This is a genomic window from Saccharibacillus endophyticus (genome assembly GCF_013185185.1).
Lineage (GTDB): Bacteria > Bacillota > Bacilli > Paenibacillales > Paenibacillaceae > Saccharibacillus > Saccharibacillus endophyticus.
Map to the genome: position 1 here is coordinate 411,300 of NZ_JAAZWE010000001.1, position 15,859 is coordinate 427,158.

At 54.1% G+C, this 15,859-nt stretch carries 15 protein-coding genes; 11 read left to right on the forward strand and 4 right to left on the reverse strand.

Features of this window, described 5'->3' with window-relative positions; all coding sequences use genetic code 11:
- Positions 1-69 precede the first annotated feature (69 nt).
- The 3 genes from HRQ63_RS01905 to HRQ63_RS01920 are packed head-to-tail and all read left to right on the forward strand — an operon-like array spanning position 70 to position 2,503.
- Positions 70-504, forward strand: coding sequence for an NUDIX hydrolase (locus HRQ63_RS01905; protein WP_172238299.1), 435 nt, complete (start codon positions 70-72; stop codon positions 502-504).
- Positions 505-557: 53 nt separating this feature from the next.
- The gene (locus HRQ63_RS01915; protein WP_188525537.1) at positions 558-2,288 is read left to right on the forward strand and encodes an aminotransferase class I/II-fold pyridoxal phosphate-dependent enzyme; all 1,731 of its coding nucleotides are present in this window, start codon (positions 558-560) and stop codon (positions 2,286-2,288) included.
- 47 nt (positions 2,289-2,335) lie between these two features.
- Positions 2,336-2,503, forward strand: a complete 168-nt coding sequence (locus tag HRQ63_RS01920; protein ID WP_172238302.1) for a hypothetical protein — start codon at positions 2,336-2,338, stop codon at positions 2,501-2,503.
- Between the two features lie 14 nt (positions 2,504-2,517).
- Here the strand turns inward: HRQ63_RS01920 and HRQ63_RS01925 are convergent, their stop codons facing one another.
- The gene (locus HRQ63_RS01925) at positions 2,518-3,000 is read right to left on the reverse strand and encodes a DUF2798 domain-containing protein (protein ID WP_172238305.1); all 483 of its coding nucleotides are present in this window, start codon (positions 2,998-3,000) and stop codon (positions 2,518-2,520) included.
- A 156-nt stretch (positions 3,001-3,156) separates the two neighbouring features.
- Between HRQ63_RS01925 and HRQ63_RS01930 the strand changes: the two genes are divergently transcribed.
- On the forward strand, positions 3,157-3,576 hold the full coding sequence (locus tag HRQ63_RS01930) for a MarR family winged helix-turn-helix transcriptional regulator (protein WP_172238308.1): 420 nt from the start codon (positions 3,157-3,159) through the stop codon (positions 3,574-3,576).
- 100 nt (positions 3,577-3,676) lie between these two features.
- On the opposite strand, the gene HRQ63_RS01935 is transcribed toward HRQ63_RS01930, so the two are convergent.
- Positions 3,677-4,645 carry a poly(ethylene terephthalate) hydrolase family protein gene (locus HRQ63_RS01935; RefSeq protein ID WP_172238311.1) on the reverse strand — a complete coding sequence of 323 codons (969 nt, stop codon included), beginning with the start codon at positions 4,643-4,645 and terminating at the stop codon, positions 3,677-3,679.
- Positions 4,646-4,723: 78 nt separating this feature from the next.
- Positions 4,724-5,710 carry an alpha/beta hydrolase gene (locus tag HRQ63_RS01940; RefSeq protein ID WP_172238314.1) on the reverse strand — a complete coding sequence of 329 codons (987 nt, stop codon included), beginning with the start codon at positions 5,708-5,710 and terminating at the stop codon, positions 4,724-4,726.
- Between the two features lie 292 nt (positions 5,711-6,002).
- Here HRQ63_RS01940 and HRQ63_RS01945 point away from each other — a divergent pair, with 292 nt between their 5' ends.
- The 4 genes from HRQ63_RS01945 (at position 6,003) to HRQ63_RS01960 (ending at position 9,558) form a co-directional block, all read left to right on the forward strand.
- The gene (locus tag HRQ63_RS01945; RefSeq protein WP_172238316.1) at positions 6,003-6,509 is read left to right on the forward strand and encodes a TetR/AcrR family transcriptional regulator; all 507 of its coding nucleotides are present in this window, start codon (positions 6,003-6,005) and stop codon (positions 6,507-6,509) included.
- Positions 6,510-6,598: 89 nt separating this feature from the next.
- Positions 6,599-7,126: a cysteine hydrolase family protein gene (locus HRQ63_RS01950; RefSeq protein ID WP_172238319.1), complete on the forward strand. Its 528-nt coding sequence runs from the start codon at positions 6,599-6,601 to the stop codon at positions 7,124-7,126.
- 161 nt (positions 7,127-7,287) lie between these two features.
- The gene (locus tag HRQ63_RS01955; protein ID WP_172238322.1) at positions 7,288-8,292 is read left to right on the forward strand and encodes an ROK family transcriptional regulator; all 1,005 of its coding nucleotides are present in this window, start codon (positions 7,288-7,290) and stop codon (positions 8,290-8,292) included.
- A gap of 36 nt (positions 8,293-8,328) precedes the next feature.
- Complete coding sequence (locus HRQ63_RS01960) at positions 8,329-9,558, forward strand: MFS transporter (protein WP_172238325.1); 1,230 nt, start codon at positions 8,329-8,331, stop codon at positions 9,556-9,558.
- 247 nt (positions 9,559-9,805) lie between these two features.
- Here the strand turns inward: HRQ63_RS01960 and HRQ63_RS01965 are convergent, their stop codons facing one another.
- Positions 9,806-10,390, reverse strand: coding sequence for a DUF4865 family protein (locus tag HRQ63_RS01965; protein ID WP_172238328.1), 585 nt, complete (start codon positions 10,388-10,390; stop codon positions 9,806-9,808).
- A 134-nt stretch (positions 10,391-10,524) separates the two neighbouring features.
- Between HRQ63_RS01965 and HRQ63_RS01970 the strand changes: the two genes are divergently transcribed.
- The 3 genes from HRQ63_RS01970 (at position 10,525) to HRQ63_RS01980 (ending at position 15,853) form a co-directional block, all read left to right on the forward strand.
- Entirely contained in the window at positions 10,525-11,370 is an 846-nt protein-coding gene (locus tag HRQ63_RS01970; protein ID WP_172238331.1) for a LysR family transcriptional regulator, read from the forward strand.
- Positions 11,371-11,521: 151 nt separating this feature from the next.
- Positions 11,522-12,817 carry an arsenic transporter gene (locus HRQ63_RS01975; RefSeq protein WP_172238334.1) on the forward strand — a complete coding sequence of 432 codons (1,296 nt, stop codon included), beginning with the start codon at positions 11,522-11,524 and terminating at the stop codon, positions 12,815-12,817.
- Positions 12,818-13,048: 231 nt separating this feature from the next.
- Positions 13,049-15,853, forward strand: a complete 2,805-nt coding sequence (locus HRQ63_RS01980; RefSeq protein WP_172238337.1) for a glycoside hydrolase family 2 TIM barrel-domain containing protein — start codon at positions 13,049-13,051, stop codon at positions 15,851-15,853.
- Positions 15,854-15,859: the final 6 nt, after the last annotated feature.

The window sequence follows — 15,859 nt, forward strand, 5'->3', positions numbered from 1 at the left end:
ACGACGGGACATGCGGCCAAAACAGAAACGGCCTCGGGCCGGATAACCGGATCGATAGGAGGAATTTTCATGCAAAATCAACAACACGGACCATCGGGCGCCATACCGGCGTTGATCGATAAGGTAGCCTGGATCCTGATTCGGGACGGCAAAGTGCTGAGCGCCCGCTCGAAAGGCAAAGAAATCTATTATTTCCCCGGCGGCAAGCGCGAACCCGGAGAAAGCGACGCCGAGACGCTGGCGCGCGAGATCGAAGAAGAGCTGACGGTGCGGATCAAGCCGGAGAGCGTTCGTCCGTTCGGAATCTTCGAGGCGGAGGCCGACGGAAAAGCAGCCGGAGTTCGCGTCCGCATGGTCTGCTACACGGCCGATTATGAAGGGGAACTGACGCCTGCGGCAGAGATTGAAGAGGTCGCTTGGCTGGGCGAAGGCGATCGCGATCGCGTGTCGGCCGCAAGCCGGTTGGTGTTCGACGCGGTCTACGGCACGCAAAAAAAGGACTGAGCCGCAGATCGGCATTCAGATCGAAAACAGATAGAAAGCAGGAGGCGGAGAGCGTGGAAATCAGAGAGATACGTACCGAAGACAATGCCGCGATCGAAGTCGTTATCCGGGAGTGCCTGATCGAATTCGGCGGCAACCGGGAAGGGTTGGCTTGGGCGGACCCGGGTCTGAGCGACTTATACCATGAATATAACGCCCGCGAAGGCGAACAATCGTATGCGAACCGCGCTTATTGGGTCGTGGAAGAAGCCGGACGGATACTGGGCGGCTGCGGCATCGCGCCTTACGCGGGTTCGAACGACGTGTGCGAGCTGCAAAAGATGTATGTGTACGAGGAAGCTCGGGGCACGGGAATCGCGAAGGAACTGCTGCGCACCGCCTTGGAATTCGCGAAGCGCCATTATTCCCGATGTTACTTGGAAACGCTGAGCAATATGCACGCCGCCAACCGCTTCTACCGCAAGCACGGCTTCCGCGAATTGGACGCCCCGCTGGAAGGGTCGGAGCACTTCGCGTGCGATGCCTGGTATCTCCTGGATTTGCAGGACGTTCCCGTTACCGCGGCCCGCGGGAAAAAGCGTTCTTGGAAAGCCGATAAGCTGGATTCCATGGGATCGTCGATCTTCTCGGAAGCGGCGGGTTGGCGGGAAGAAGCGGAACGGGCCGGCAAAGAGATAGTCAATCTGGGAATCGGCGCGCCGGACGAAGCGCCTTCGGAAAGCATCCGCCGCAAATTGAGCGATGCGGTCATGCGGGCGGACGCCTATAAGTATCCCGGAACGCGGGGGACGAAGGCTTTCCGCGAGCGCTGCGCGCAGTGGATGATGCACCGTTTCGGAGCAAAACTGGACCCGGCGACGGAAATCCTGCCGCTGCTCGGTTCGCAGGACGGTTTGGCGCATTTGGCGCAGGCGGTCTGCAATCCCGGCGATTTGGCGATCCTGCCCGACCCCGGTTACCCGATTTATGCCGGATCGTTGGCGATCGCCGGCGTGACGCCTTGGCTGCTGCCTCTTCGGGAGGCAAACGATTTTCTCCCCGATCTGGACTCGATTCCGGCGGAAGTCTGGGAAAAAGCGGTTTTCATTTTGTTGAATTTCCCGGGCAACCCGGTCGCGGCGTTGGCCGATTACGCCTTTTTCGAAAAGCTGGTCTTTTTGGCGAAAAAGTGGGACGTGCTGATCGTGCACGATCTCGCTTATTCGGAAATGGGCTTCGACGGCTATCGCCCGTGCAGCGTGCTCGAAGTTCCGGGAGCGGCAGAAACGGCGGTCGAGCTGCATTCTTTTTCGAAAAGCTTCAACATGGCCGGCTGCCGGATCGGCTTTATCGCGGGCAATGCCGAAGCGGTAAGCGCGCTGCGGGAACTGAAAGGACATATCGACTTCGGCGCGTTCGAGCCGATTCAGGAAACGGCCGTGTTCGCTTTGGAACAAGCGATGTCGGCGCCGGAAGGAGACCGGGGCGTGGCACCTTTGTACGAGGGCAGGCGCAATACGTTCGTGGAGGCTTTGGCCGCGGAAGGATGGAGCGTGCGCAGCCCCGGCGCGACCATGTTCGTTTGGGCGCGGCTGCCGGAAAGCTTAACCGAAACGAAATCGCGTTGGACGTCCAAAGCGTTCTCGCGGGAATTGATGCTGCAAGAAGGCGTCGGATCGATTCCCGGCAGCGCGTTCGGCGCTGAAGGCGAAGGGTACGTCCGCTTCTCGCTCGTGCGCGAAGAAGAAGCGCTGCGCAAAGCTGCGCGGCGGATTGGACGGTTCGTGCGAAGCATCGGAGGGTGAACGGAAAGCCGAAATCCAGAGTTCCGCGAACATGCGGATGATAGGTTTTGCGCACGGCGAAAGCCGCAGCCCGATCGGGCGATTCCGGCACGTTCGTTTCCGTTTTCGGCGTGTTCGCGATCTGGATCTTAACAGCGGCTGCCGAGTATGAGCATAAGCGAAAGGACGCGAGCCCGACTGAAATCGGGATCGCGTCCTTTTTGGAACGGACTTGATTCTTCGCTATCGATCAAGCCGCGGACGGTTGAGAAGCCGCAGGCTGCGGCGGGAAAATTTTTAGGAAAACGGCACGCGTCAGCGGACCGACGATGACCAATTGAAGCGGCAGGGCGCAGATGAAGTTGACCCATAGATTATGCGCGTAAGCGGCGCCTAATCCCGGGCCGAATCCCGCATGTGTCACGGCGCCGTAGAAAGACATGAACAGCACCATGCCCGCCACCATCAAGCAGGAAATGGCCAGAACTTTTCGAATCATCGGGCTGCCCGGTTTGACAAGCCGTCCCGCGATGCTTTTGGCAATCGCGCCGACGACGAAAATATCCAAAATCAGCGCGACGGCGAATGCCGGAACGTAGCCGATCGCCATCGTTTTGAACGCTTCGCCCGTAAATCCTTTCAGCAGAAGCACATTGTATACCGTCATGCCCAGCACCATCAGCGCGCACATGATCGTGGTGAAGATCAAGCTTTCTTTCTTGTTTTTACCCATTTTTTACTCCTTGTGCCGAACATGTTCTTATATACGCATATAAGTAACTGCCCAAACTTTGTTTTATTGTCCACTTAGTTTACAATATCATTAGTGAAAGGAAAATGTCAACCTGGTTGACTAAATTCTATGATCTTTTGACAGGAGTGTAAATCCATGAATGTGACTGAAGCTTTTTCGACTACTTTGATTGATCTAATGAGCGATAAGCATCTTTTTTTACGGAAAAAGGTGGCGGAATTGGATGGAGAAGAACTCAATCGAACAGAAACGCATATTCTGGCTGTCGTTGAAACGGCCGTAAAAGTCTCGATTTCGGAGATCGGCAGAGCCGTTAATCTCACTCGTCAAGGTACGCATAAGAGTGTACTGGGTTTGATCGAACGCGGTTATCTGGAAGAATCGCAGGACGCTGACAACCGTCGTGATCGATATGTACGCTTAACGAGCAAGGGACAGCAAGCTTGTGATCGTCAATTGGCAGTCAAGCACGAGTTGGAACGTGAAATCTCCGAAAAGCTAGGGCAAGAAAATGTTGAATGGCTCAAGCGGCTGCTTGTCCAAGACTGGATTTGAGATGTTCTTATGATGTTTCGATTATACGAAAAAAAGGCTTGAAGAAACGCTCTAAAGCGTTCTTCAAGCCTTTTTAATGAATGAGTGATCTGCGTGACGTTTACTTGATATTGCTCTCGACATCTTGGTACAGGCTGTTATGAAGAATCTCCGCGTCGCTGCCTTTAAAAGCTTCGGCGGCTTCAGTATTTCCTTGGAGATGCCACATGAACCATGCCGTCATATATCCGTCGATGGCTAGGTAGCTATCGCCATGGTCGATGCCTTTTTTTCGAGCAATCATTTTTTCGACGGAATTCGGAAGGGCTTCGTAATTGGCTTGAAGCGCCCATAACGGCGTAATGCCTTGTCCTTCCGTTAAACTGATGTTGTCGGCGGTTCCGGCATCGAAGCTGCCCGTACCCGCGGTCAAGAAAGTCGGAATGTTGATCTTCGACAGATCATAACTCCATTCCGTGCCGAATACGTTCTTTTGTCCCCAATACGGCGAGGTAGGACTGACGGCGTATAAAGCTTTGTACTTGTTGCCGTGAGGCTGGGACGTTACCGCGTTGATTGCCCCGACGCCACCCTGCGAGTGTCCGCCGATTCCGATATTTTGCGTATCGACTTTTCCGTAAAAGATGCTGCTACCGTCTTCGTTCAGTTTTAATAGAAACTCTAACGTTGCTTCTGAAGAAGCGCCGGTTCGCGAATTGTTGTCTTCGTTGCCCACTACGATAAATCCCCAAGAAGCCAGATGCTTGAAAAAGGCCGGGTATCCGCTTGCCGGAGTGCCGCTTCCGTTGGCAATGACCACGACTGGATAAAGGGCGTCATCTTTTTCCAAATCCGTCGGATACCAGATTTCGTGCTTTTGGACAGCCGCGTCGTCAACCTTGAATTCCGCAAACGACACTTTATCTTCGCCCAGTTCCGTATATCGCTTTTCGATCGGCTGCTCTGTCTGCGTGAACTTATAATAGTGCGCGTTTTTGTACTTTGAAAATGCAAACAGTCCTGCGATCAATAAAGCGATGATGATTGCGATGATCAACAAAATTTTCAGAATGGTTTTTAAAATCTTCATGTTTAATTTCCTCCGGCTTATCGTTAATTCGATTTCCATGCCTGCCGTTTTGGTGAATGGTTGAAAAGGGCTTTTTGTTTACTTGATTGGCATATACGCGTTCAAATAGTGTTCCACGCTCTCCATGTACTTCACGTATAAAGCCGTATCGTTCTGAAGAGCGTGTCCCGAGTGCGGAAATTCGATATACTCGTGCGGCACGTTATTTTTTTCCAACGCCCGCACGAGATGTTTGGACGCGTCAAACGGGCTGACTTTGTCATATACGCCGTAAGCGATCACGCTGGGCACCGAATTCTCGCTCACCCACATATAAGCCGAAATCGGCTTGATCGCCTCTTCGTAGGCTTCTGTCTCCAACATGTCCGCCGTAATCTCGGAGCCGGACATGACCGAAAACAATCCGGCTGCCGCATCCGGGTTCTGATCCAGTCCATAGACCGACCAGTCTTCTGGATAAAAGCTCGACGGACCAACCGCTTCGAACATCATCTTTACCGGAATCGGCGATTCGGCTGCGTCGCGGTAAGCATACAGCATCGCCAGCGTCCCGCCCGCCGAACCTCCGGAGATCGCCATCGAATCCAAATCGTAACCTAACTTTCCGGTTTCTTTGACAACGGCGGGAATACTGCTTTTGATCTCTGCCGACTGCGAGTACACGCTGGATCGGGGATGCTGTTCATCGCGCAGGGTGTAATTGATGCCTGCCGCGACATAGCCTTTGGAAGCCAGCCATTTGAGCATGTCCGCATCATCCGATTTATCGCCTGTCGTGAATCCGCCAGCATGGAGATATACAACAAGACCGTAAGTTTCCTTGCTCCGATCGGCAGGCAGGTAAAGATCGAATTTGTTCGCGTCGCCGTCCCCGTAGGATAGATCCGTACGGATCGTGCCCGTCTCGTCATTCCAGTCTACCGTATACTTTTTCAAAGCCGGAGCCGGGTAAGTGAGCTTCAGCACCGCCGATCCTGCAAAAGAAACGATAAATGCGCCTACGCATAACAGGATAAACAGGCCTGTTTTGTGTTTCTTCTTTTTGATTTTCTTTTCGCCGCTCATAAAAAATTGCCTCCGAACAAAGATCCGCCGACCATCAGGTTGAGAAATGCGCGCACGGCAAGCCTTCCCGAAATCCATCCGACTACCAGGATCACTGCTAATATAACCGTTCGTTTCGTAGTAAAAAGTTTCGTCATCGTTCTCTCCTTTATTCTTGTTCAAGAGGGGTACGGAACTCTTGACAATTTGTTGCCGCAGATATACGCTACCGACGTGCCAAATGTACCAACCCTTATAAGCAAGATCAATACTTAAGGCGAAAATGGCACAGATCGGGAGTGGATGTACCATCATGAATAACGAAGAAAAAAATACGTTTGCGAAAAAACAAATAACGGAAGCGTTTTTGCATTTATTGAACGATCGCGAGCTGTCCCAAATCACGATCGTTCAGATCACGACGGAAGCGAAGGTAAGCCGGAACTCGTTTTACCGGAACTATCAAGATAAAGAGGAAATTCTGCTTAAACATATCAAGCATTTAATTACGCGGTGGAATGCGGAGTACGACTTGAACAATAACCAGTCAGACAAAGAAATGTTCGGAAGCTTATTTCATCATTTGAAAGAAAAACGGGATTTTTATCTTTTGCTTAAAAAGAGAAATTTATTTCATTTGTTTTTGAGCGTTTTTGTCGAGATTTACGGAGCAAAGCGTGAATACGATAATATGGGAGCCTACGCGGCGTCTTTTATCGCTTACGGCGTTTACGGCTGGATCGAGGAATGGATCGGCCGCGGCATGCAGGAATCGGCAGAAACGATGTCGGCGCTTTTGGCAACGAGCGGAATGAAATGATTTCGGAATTCTGTTGTAAAATCACGGATTAAAGGTTTATATTTTTCTTATCCGAATCGTCTTTAAGGCGCTGAGAGGGGCTGGGGAATATGGGAGATCGCTTGGGCTTATTGGTTGTGGACGTGCAAAATGCCATGTTTGAAGCAGAGGAACCGATCTATCAGGGCAAAGAAGTCACGCAGCGCATCGCAGGCTTGCTGGAACAAGCGCGAACCGCAGAGGTTCCGGTCATTTTTATTCGCCATACCGAAGCGGAAGGGCCTTTCGCGGAAGGGAGCCCGAGCTGGCAGATTCATGATACCGTTGCGCCTCAGCCCGGTGAATCCATTTTTCAAAAAGAAACGCCCGATTCGTTCGAAAAGACGCCGTTGAAAACGCATCTTCATGAAATCGGCGTTGATCGGCTGGTGGTCGTGGGAATGCAGACGGATTATTGTATTAAAGCGACTTCTCGGCGGGCTGCGGAACTCGGTTATCGTCCGATTCTCGTCAGTGATGCGCATACCACCGTCGATGAGGGAAGCGAGACGGCAGAGGAAATCATAGCCCGCTATAATGCAGAACTGGCCGAACATTTCGTTGAGGTTCAACCGGCCTCAAAAATTTCGTTCGTCTAACCCTTTCGTCGTAACAGCCTTGGTTCATTGTGAGCCAGGGCTTTTTGCCGTGAGCATTGAATGCGCCAAAATAGGATTTTGATAATTCCGTTGACAAAGATACATGAGGCGGGCAATATAAATAAAGGATCTTTACAAAGTGGTCAAGGGACGGAGGTACAATGAAAAGAGCAGATACGACGCTAATGAAAGAAATCAACATGAATACGGTGCGGCGAACGTTAAAGCGCATGGAGACCGCGACCAAGCCGCAGTTGGCGGCGGAGACGGGATTGAGCGTGGTCACCGTGGCTGCGCTTGTGCGCGAGCTGACAGAGCGTGGAGAGCTGAACGAGGAGGAGACGGGAACCTCTACGGGCGGACGTCCGGCTACGGTGTACCGCTTCGATTACGCCTATCGCCTAGCCCTATCGCTGCATCTTCATGAGCGCGAAGGCGTCGATACGGTATTCGCCTCCGTGGTGGATCTTCGGGGAGATATACGAAAGCACGAAGAGCGGCTTTTTGACGTCTTGGACCGGGATTCCTTTTTACGCTGGATAAAGAACTTAATGCAAGATTATCCGCGAATTCAGACGATCGGGTTAGGGATTCCGGGACAAGCGGTGGAAGGACGGATCGAGGTGAGCAGTCATGACAGGCTGCGCGGAACTTACCCGGCCAAGTGGATCGAGGAACATTTCGGTGTGCCTGTGTTGTTGGAAAATGACGTTAATGCGGCATTGCACGGCTATTTGTTAGAGGGAGCCGGTGACGAAGAGGCCGAGGATGGAGCGGTTATCGGCCTATACTTTCCGATCAAATATCCTCCCGGCATGGCGATCTCCTGGAACGGAACGTTAATCGGCGGAAAACGCGGAATGGCGGGAGAGGTCAAATATTTGCCTCTGGATATCGATTGGAGCCGGCCGCCGGCGGGAGACGCCTGGAACGAGATCGTGTGCCGAATCGTGCATACCGCTTCCGTCGTGTTGGCGCCGGAACGCGTGGTGCTTTACGGAGCGCGGACGGATACGCCGTCATGGACGGCTTGCTGGAACGCTTATGTCCGCCGTCATCCCTTGCCTGCGGAGCCGGATATTCAATGGTCGGAACGGTTTGCGGAGCATTTTGCGTCAGGATTGCAGGATTTGGCACTGAAGACGTTGGAACCGAAAGTACGATAACCGTATCGGAAACGTAAAAAAGGAAGGAAGATGTTTATGGCAACCTGGTTTCTGATCGTCATTTATTTGGCTTTTATCAGTCTCGGCCTGCCGGACTCGCTGCTCGGGGCGGCTTGGCCGGTAATGCGACCGGATCTCGGAGCGCCGCTGGAGTCCGCGGGAATGCTGGCGATGATCGTGGCGGCGGGTACGATCGTATCCAGCCTGGCCAGCGGCAAATTGATCACGAAGCTGGGCACCGGACCGTTGACGCTGATCAGCTGCCTGATGACGGCGGCCGCGCTGCTCGGTTTCTCGTTCGCTCCATCGTTGCTTTGGTTCGCGCTGCTGGCGATTCCGCTCGGACTGGGTGCCGGAGCCGTTGACGCCGCTTTGAATCATTATGTCGCGACCCATTATAAAGCGCACCATATGAGCTGGCTGCACTGCTTCTGGGGGCTCGGCGCCACGGGCGGACCGCTTTTGATGTCGTATTTTATCAAAGAGCATGATTCATGGAGATCGGGATATACGGCGGTCGCGATGATTCAATTCGGTCTTGTGATCGTCTTGCTGGTCACGCTGCCCCTATGGAAAAAGATTGCGGCGCGCCGCGCAGAGAATCCGACAACCGAAGTAGCTATCGGCGCGGCTAATCATGATTCCGCGACGGTGCCTGAATCTTTGGCGGACGAGCAGCCGGCCAAACAACCTCTTCGCCTGCCGGGCGTGAAAATGTCGCTGCTTGCGTTTTTGTTCTACTGCGGCGTGGAGACGACGGTCGGTCTCTGGGGCGCAAGTTTCCTTGTCGGGGCACGCGACGTATCTGCGGTAACGGCTGCCGGATGGATCTCGCTGTACTACGGCGGAATCACCATCGGGCGTCTGATTACAGGCTTCATCACGCTGAAAGTCGGCAACCGGGCGCTGATTCTGGCGGGGCAGATCATATCGGTCATCGGCGCGATACTTTTGATGCTGCCGCTGCCGGACGTAGTAGTACTGGTCGGCTTTGTCCTGATCGGCCTCGGCTTCGCGCCGGTCTATCCGGGATTGATTCACGAGACGCCCGCCCGGTTCGGCCGCGCCAATTCGGCGAAACTGATCGGTTATCAGATGGCTGTTGCATATACAGGCACTACTTTTATTCCGCCGCTGTTCGGCGTGTTGGCTTCGCAGGCGGGGATCGGCTTGTTCCCGATCGTGACGCTGCTGCTTGTGGTGTTCATGCTGCTTAGTTCCGAGCAAGTTAACCGCGCGATCAAGCGGACGAAAATGACGGGTTAAATAGGAAAAGGCCGTCCAAGGACGGCATAATGCTTTGAAAAAGTCTAACGTAACTAGAAGCGAGAAGACGGAGAGGAAAATTCAGTAAAAGACGCCTTTGAACTCGGAAAATTCCTTATTCAAATCCAATTCAACTTTCCGAGTGAGACAGCGTCTTGAACGAATTTTTCTCGGAGTCTTCTTGCTTCCCCCGCCGAAGTAACTTTCGAGGGCAACTTGAGGCCGTCTAGGAACGGCCTAATCGCCATCATTGCGACACATGCAGAACTTCATAAATCGTCGCTTCAAAAGAAGGATACGCATCGAGCTGAGTTAGGCGCTGTGCTTCGTCACTCCATTTCTCGGGGAGTTGCTCGTAAAAAGCGAATTGGCTGAAGCCCCATTTATCCGGGTTGTAGATCACTGCTTCGCCTATTGCATCTTGAGTCTTGGGCAATTGCTCGATAAGCTTTCCACCGAAACCTTTCAGCGAAGCTGCCTGAGGAATACGTCCGGCGATCTCTACGGCCCAGCGTACTTGCGGGAAATTCGGTACAATCCGTACCGAAAGAGGGACGCCGATGTTTACTTGCTGCCAGCCGAATGAATGCAAGATGGCGTCGTAAGGGCCGTTTAGCAAAAATTCGTTCATGCCGTTGTGATCGTTCCAAAGGTAAAAAGGAGCGTAATGATTCGAGACGTTCCCGTGGCTGCCTTTTTCCGAGATTAAATAAGCTTTAAGTGCCAAATCCCGAAATCCGTCGGTTCGATGTCCATTCGTCCGCACCCTCCGGCGAATGATCGGCATATCGTAATCGGCGGGAAGCGGGATTTTGTACTGCATGGCGATCATGATGAATCATCCTTTCGTTGTCGGCTTGAAGCTCGAACACGCATTGCTTCATATTCATAGCGTACAGCATCAGGCAGGGAAGGCCGTAACGACCAGAACTGAACAGGGATATCATTGAAAATGAGAGGTGTGTAATGGAACTGAATGATCTGCATATTTTTTGCTGCGTAGCTCGACTCGGTTCGATGTCTAAGGCGGCGGCCGAGTTAGGTTACGTTCAATCCAATATTACTTCTCGCATCCGAGCGTTGGAGCAGGAATTCGGCGTCGCGCTGCTAGACCGTTCGCCGAAAGGAATCCGTTTGCGACCGGAAGGGGAGCGACTGCTGAAGTATGCCGAACAGATCCGTCAATTGGTCGAACAGGCCAAGCTCGACGTTCCTGCTATACAGGTTCGCCCGATGCGACTGGGAGCTTCCCAGACGTTAACCGCCGCTTACTTGAATCCGCTGATCGCAGACCCGGATTCGGAAATCCAGGTCTTTACTCGTTCGCCGGAACAGCTTGTGCATCTATTGGAATCCGGGGAATTGGACGCCGTTTTGCTTAATCGGGAGCCGGAGCAGACGAATCGGTTGGAAAAAGTATTCGAAGCCGTTGAACCGGTTGCCTGGATGATCGGCGGGAACGTGCACGAATCCGTCGCTTCGGAACTGCCGCTTCTCGCTTCTCGCGATGTTCGATGCCCTTATCGGCTTCAAACGCTGGAACAGTCAAAACGATGTTATCCGCCGCGCCGCTTGATCGAAGCCGATACGCTGGAGAGTCTTGTGGCAATCGTCGAGAGCGGACACGGACTTGCGCTCTTGCCGATCGCGCTGCGTACTCCGTGCATGCGTACCGTTCGATTGCCCGGATTTGATAAGGAAAAGGTGCAAATTAGCTGCTATCGCAAAGCTTTTCCTTCAGATACATTTGATGATTCAAAGCCCGGTGTATCCAATGAATGGGAACGCCTTAAGGCATTGATTACAAGGTGAAGTCAAAGTTTAGGATCCACGGCGAAAAATCCCTTGCTTCATGACGGCGAAGCGGATAACATATAGACTGCTATACGGAAGATTCGTGAGCGGTAGGAGAACGGAATATCGAATTCCGGATCGGACTTGCCCAATTACTGGAGGTTGACGTGTGTACGCTGCATTGTGGGCAACTCTCATCTTTGTTTTGACTTTATTCCTGGTGATTCGGCGTCCGTACGGACTGCCGATCGGATGGTCGGCCTGCGGCGGCGCGGTGCTCGCGCTGTTGACCGGAGTCGTCGATTTACAGGATGTGCGCGATGTAACGGATGTCGTTTGGAACGCGACGCTCGCCTTCGTGGCGATCATTCTGATCTCGCTCGTGCTTGACCGGGTAGGACTGTTCGAATGGGCGGCGCTGCATATGGCCCGTGCTTCCAAAGGCAGCGGCGTCCGCATGTTCATTTACCTGATTCTGCTCGGCGCGGTCGTGGCGGCGCTGTTCGCGAACGACGGAGCGGCACTGATTTTGACTCCGATCGTGCTGGCGATGGTACGGGCGTTGAAGCTGGACGAACGACAGGTGTTTCCGTTTATTATCGCGGGCGGATTCATCGCCGATACGACCTCGCTGCCGCTGCTGATCAGCAATCTGGTGAATATCGTTTCGGCGGATTATTTCCATATCGGCTTCATGCAGTATGCGGGACGGATGTTCGTGCCGAATCTGTTTGCGCTGGCTGGAAGTTTGGCGGTGTTGTATTTCTTTTTCCGTAAAAGCATACCGAAGAGCTTCGACGATTCGCAGCTCAAAGCGCCTTCGACCGCGGTTCGGGACCTGAAGCTGTTCCGAATTTCGTGGGTCGTCGTCGGCCTGCTGCTGGTCGGGTATTTCGCGGGCGAACTGCTCGGCATTCCGCTGTCGCTTACCGCTGGCGTCATCGCGATTCTGTTCCTGATTTTGGCTCGTCGCAGTCCGTCGGTTTCGGTCGCGGCGATCGTCAAAGAATCGCCGTGGTCGATCGTGTTTTTCTCCGTCGGCATGTATGTGGTCGTGTACGGACTCCGCAACGTCGGATTGACGGATCTGCTTGCCGAAGGCATACGCGGGTTCGCCGGTCACGGACTGTTCGCGGCAACGATGGGCATGGGCTTCCTGACGGCGGTGATGTCGTCGGTCATGAATAATCTGCCGAGCGTCCTGATCGGGGCGCTGGCGATCGATACGGCGGACGCGGGCGGCCGGATTCAGGAAGCGCTGATCTACGCGAACGTCATCGGCGCGGATCTTGGACCGAAGCTGACGCCGATCGGGTCCCTGGCGACGCTGCTCTGGCTGCATGTATTGAACAACAAAGGCATCCGCATCACGTGGGGTCAATATTTCCGTATCGGCGTCGTATTGACGATCCCGACGTTGTTCATCACGCTGCTTGGTTTGTATTTGTGGTTGTCTTGGTTATAAAAGGTTGCAAAAAGCCGCCTGCGCGGCGCAAGCCTCGAATCCTGGAGATTCGGGGCTTTTTGCCGCAGAAATGAGTCTGCCCGAAAAGTCGCGATCCGACCTGAAAGTTCCTCCGCGCGAGGCCCCTTTTTAACCCGACAGCTTTCGACAAATGGATTGCCCTGCGTTTCCGAAAACGTTATAGTAAGAGATGGAGAACGAGAAAACGTATACAAATAGGAGTGAGAATCCATGCAAAGCAAGTTGAATTTGTCAGGGACATGGCAATTAAGTCTGGGCGAAGAAAGAAAAGGCCTGCCGCAGGCGTTCGAAGATACGATGGAGCTGCCCGGCACGACTTCGCATGCCCGCAAAGGGCGCCGCAACGAAGAACAGTTGATCGGGTCGCTAACGGACGAATACAAATTCGAAGGCTCGGCTTGGTTCCGAAAAGAGATCGAAGTGCCGGCGGATTCGGCTGAGCGCGTCGCGCTGCTGCATTTGGAGCGTACCCGCATCACGACAGTCTGGTTGAACGGCGAGGAAATCGGCACGCGGAACAGCCTGAACGCGCCGCATGTGTACGACTTGACGGGCAAACTTGCGACGGGCACGAATACGCTGACGATCCGGGTGGACAATGTAGGCTATCCGACCAAAGGCGGTCATATGACGTCGCCGGATACGCAAACCAACTGGAACGGGATTACGGGCGCGATCGAGCTGCAATTTTACGGGGCGTCCCGTTTGGAAGAGCTGCGTACCTATCCGAACGTAGGCGAGAAAAACGTTCGCATCACGGCCAATCTCGAAGGAAGCACGGCTGCGAAACTGCGCGTTTCGGCGGCAAGCTTCAACGGGGAAAGTTCGCATACGGCGGATTCCGCGGAGTTTGAGCTGAACGGATCGAGCATCGACGTTACGTATTCGCTGGGCGAAGCCGCGCGTCTATGGAGCGAATGGACGCCGGAGCTGTACCGTCTCAGGCTGGAACTGCTGGACGCGAACGGCGAAGCGATCGATACGACGGACAGCGTGCTCGGATTGCGCGAATTCAAATCGGCGGGCGACAAATTCGAGATCAACGGCAAACGCACCTTCTTGCGCGGCAAGCACGACGGCCTTATTTTCCCGCTGACCGGATACGCGCCGACGGATGTGGAAGAGTGGGTTCGCATTCTCGGCATTTCGAAGACTTACGGGATGAACCACTATCGTTTTCATACCGCATGTCCGCCCGAAGCGGCATTCGCGGCTGCGGATTTGCTGGGGATCTATATGGAGCCGGAGCTGCCTTTCTGGGGCACGATCACGGAGCCGGGCGAAGAGAATCACAACCAGGCGGAGCAGGACTACCTGATTGAAGAAGGATATGCCATCCTCAAAGCGTTCGCGAATCATCCGTCGTGCGTCATGTTCTCGCTCGGCAACGAGCTGTGGGGCAGCCGGACGAAGATCGATTCGATCCTGAAAGGATACAAAGAGTTCGATTCCCGCCCGCTGTACACGCAGGGGTCGAACAATCACCAATGGGTGCCGGAGCTTTTGGAGCATGACGACTTCTTCTGCGGAGTGCGGTTCACGCGAGAGCGCCTGTTCCGCGGCTCGTATGCGATGTGCGACGCGCCGCAAGGCCATGTTCAGGTTGCGCCTCCGGGCACGCTGACGGACTACGATCAAGCGATCAGTCCCGCGCGCGTCCAAACCGGAGAAAGCGAAGACGGCGGCAAAAAGCAAATCCAGATCCAATACGGCACGGGAATGAAAACGGTCGAAGCCGAAGGCGACGGCGGGGATTGGGTATCGCCGCTTCCGGTCGTGTCGCACGAAATCGGGCAGTACGCGACATTCCCGAATTTCGACGAGATCGAGAAGTATACAGGGCCGCTGAAAGCCGAGAACTTCAAAATCTTCCGTGAGCGTTTGGAGGAAAAAGGACTGGGTCACCTAGCTTCCGCTTACTTCGAAAACTCGGGCAAACTGGCGATGGAATGTTATAAAGAAGAACTGGAAGCGGCGCTGCGTTCACGCAAACTGGCCGGATTCCAGGTGCTCGATTTGCAGGATTTCAGCGGTCAAGGAACGGCACTGGTCGGGGCGCTGGACGCGTTCATGGATTCCAAAGGCTTGATCACGGAAGAAGACTGGCGTTCGTTCTGCGATAATGCCGTGCTGCTGGCGCGCTTCGAATCGTATAATCTGGTCGGCGGCGATATGTTCCGTGCAGCGGTGGAGCTGAGCTGGTTCCGCGCGGAAGCGCCGGGCAGCGTGGAAGTGAGCTGGTCGCTGCGTTCGGGCGAGCAGGTGCTCGGCGACGGAGCGATCACGGCAAACGTGACGGCAAGCGGCGATCTGTTCGAGCTTGGCGGAATCGAGCTGGCTTTGCCAAATGTAGAGTCGATGCAAAAGGCGGAATTGGCGCTTTCTCTGAATGGCACGGACGTCTACAAAAACTACGAGCTATGGATCTACCCGGCGGAAACGACAGCGGACTTCGGCGGCGTTCACGTATTCGAGGCGCTGAACGACGAAGCGAAAGCGCTGCTGGCGCAGGGAGGAAACGTGCTGCTGATGCCGAATATTTCCGATTTGGAAAACTCGATCGAAGGCACTTACGCGGCGGACTTCTGGTGCTTCCCGATGTTCCGATCGATCTCGGAAAGCATGGACCGCAAGATTCCCGTAGGCACGCATGGTCTGCTTGTTCGCAACGAGCATCCGGCACTCAAAGACTTCCCGAGCGAAAGTCATACGACTTATGCCTGGTGGAACGTGGTCATGAACTCGCGTTCGGTCATTTTGGACGGTACGCCGTCCGAGTGGGAGCCGATCGTGCAAACGATCGACAACTTCGAGCGCAACCACAAGCTGGGTCTGCTGTTCGAATGCAAAACGGGCGGCGGCAATCTGCTCGTGTGCGCGGTTGATGCGGCCGCGGCGGGACAAACGCCCGACGGGCGGCAGTTCTTGAGCAGCGTGCTCAATTATGTGCGGTCGGATGCGTTCGCGCCTTCTTTTGAAATCGAACTGGAGCAAGTTGAGGGGATGATTCGATAGGGAAGG

Excerpts from the sequence above, each read along its gene's own strand:
- HRQ63_RS01980 (WP_172238337.1), top strand. The coding sequence starts at position 13,049 with ATGCAAAGCAAGTTGAATTTGTCAGGGACATGGCAATTAAGTCTGGGC.
- HRQ63_RS01960 (WP_172238325.1), top strand. The coding sequence starts at position 8,329 with ATGGCAACCTGGTTTCTGATCGTCATTTATTTGGCTTTTATCAGTCTC.
- HRQ63_RS01950 (WP_172238319.1), top strand. The coding sequence starts at position 6,599 with ATGGGAGATCGCTTGGGCTTATTGGTTGTGGACGTGCAAAATGCCATG.
- HRQ63_RS01955 (WP_172238322.1), top strand. The coding sequence starts at position 7,288 with ATGAAAAGAGCAGATACGACGCTAATGAAAGAAATCAACATGAATACG.
- HRQ63_RS01925 (WP_172238305.1), bottom strand. The coding sequence starts at position 3,000 with ATGGGTAAAAACAAGAAAGAAAGCTTGATCTTCACCACGATCATGTGC.
- HRQ63_RS01940 (WP_172238314.1), bottom strand. The coding sequence starts at position 5,710 with ATGAGCGGCGAAAAGAAAATCAAAAAGAAGAAACACAAAACAGGCCTG.
- HRQ63_RS01970 (WP_172238331.1), top strand. The coding sequence starts at position 10,525 with ATGGAACTGAATGATCTGCATATTTTTTGCTGCGTAGCTCGACTCGGT.
- HRQ63_RS01930 (WP_172238308.1), top strand. The coding sequence starts at position 3,157 with ATGAATGTGACTGAAGCTTTTTCGACTACTTTGATTGATCTAATGAGC.
- HRQ63_RS01945 (WP_172238316.1), top strand. The coding sequence starts at position 6,003 with ATGAATAACGAAGAAAAAAATACGTTTGCGAAAAAACAAATAACGGAA.
- HRQ63_RS01935 (WP_172238311.1), bottom strand. The coding sequence starts at position 4,645 with ATGAAGATTTTAAAAACCATTCTGAAAATTTTGTTGATCATCGCAATC.
- HRQ63_RS01965 (WP_172238328.1), bottom strand. The coding sequence starts at position 10,390 with ATGATCGCCATGCAGTACAAAATCCCGCTTCCCGCCGATTACGATATG.
- HRQ63_RS01905 (WP_172238299.1), top strand. The coding sequence starts at position 70 with ATGCAAAATCAACAACACGGACCATCGGGCGCCATACCGGCGTTGATC.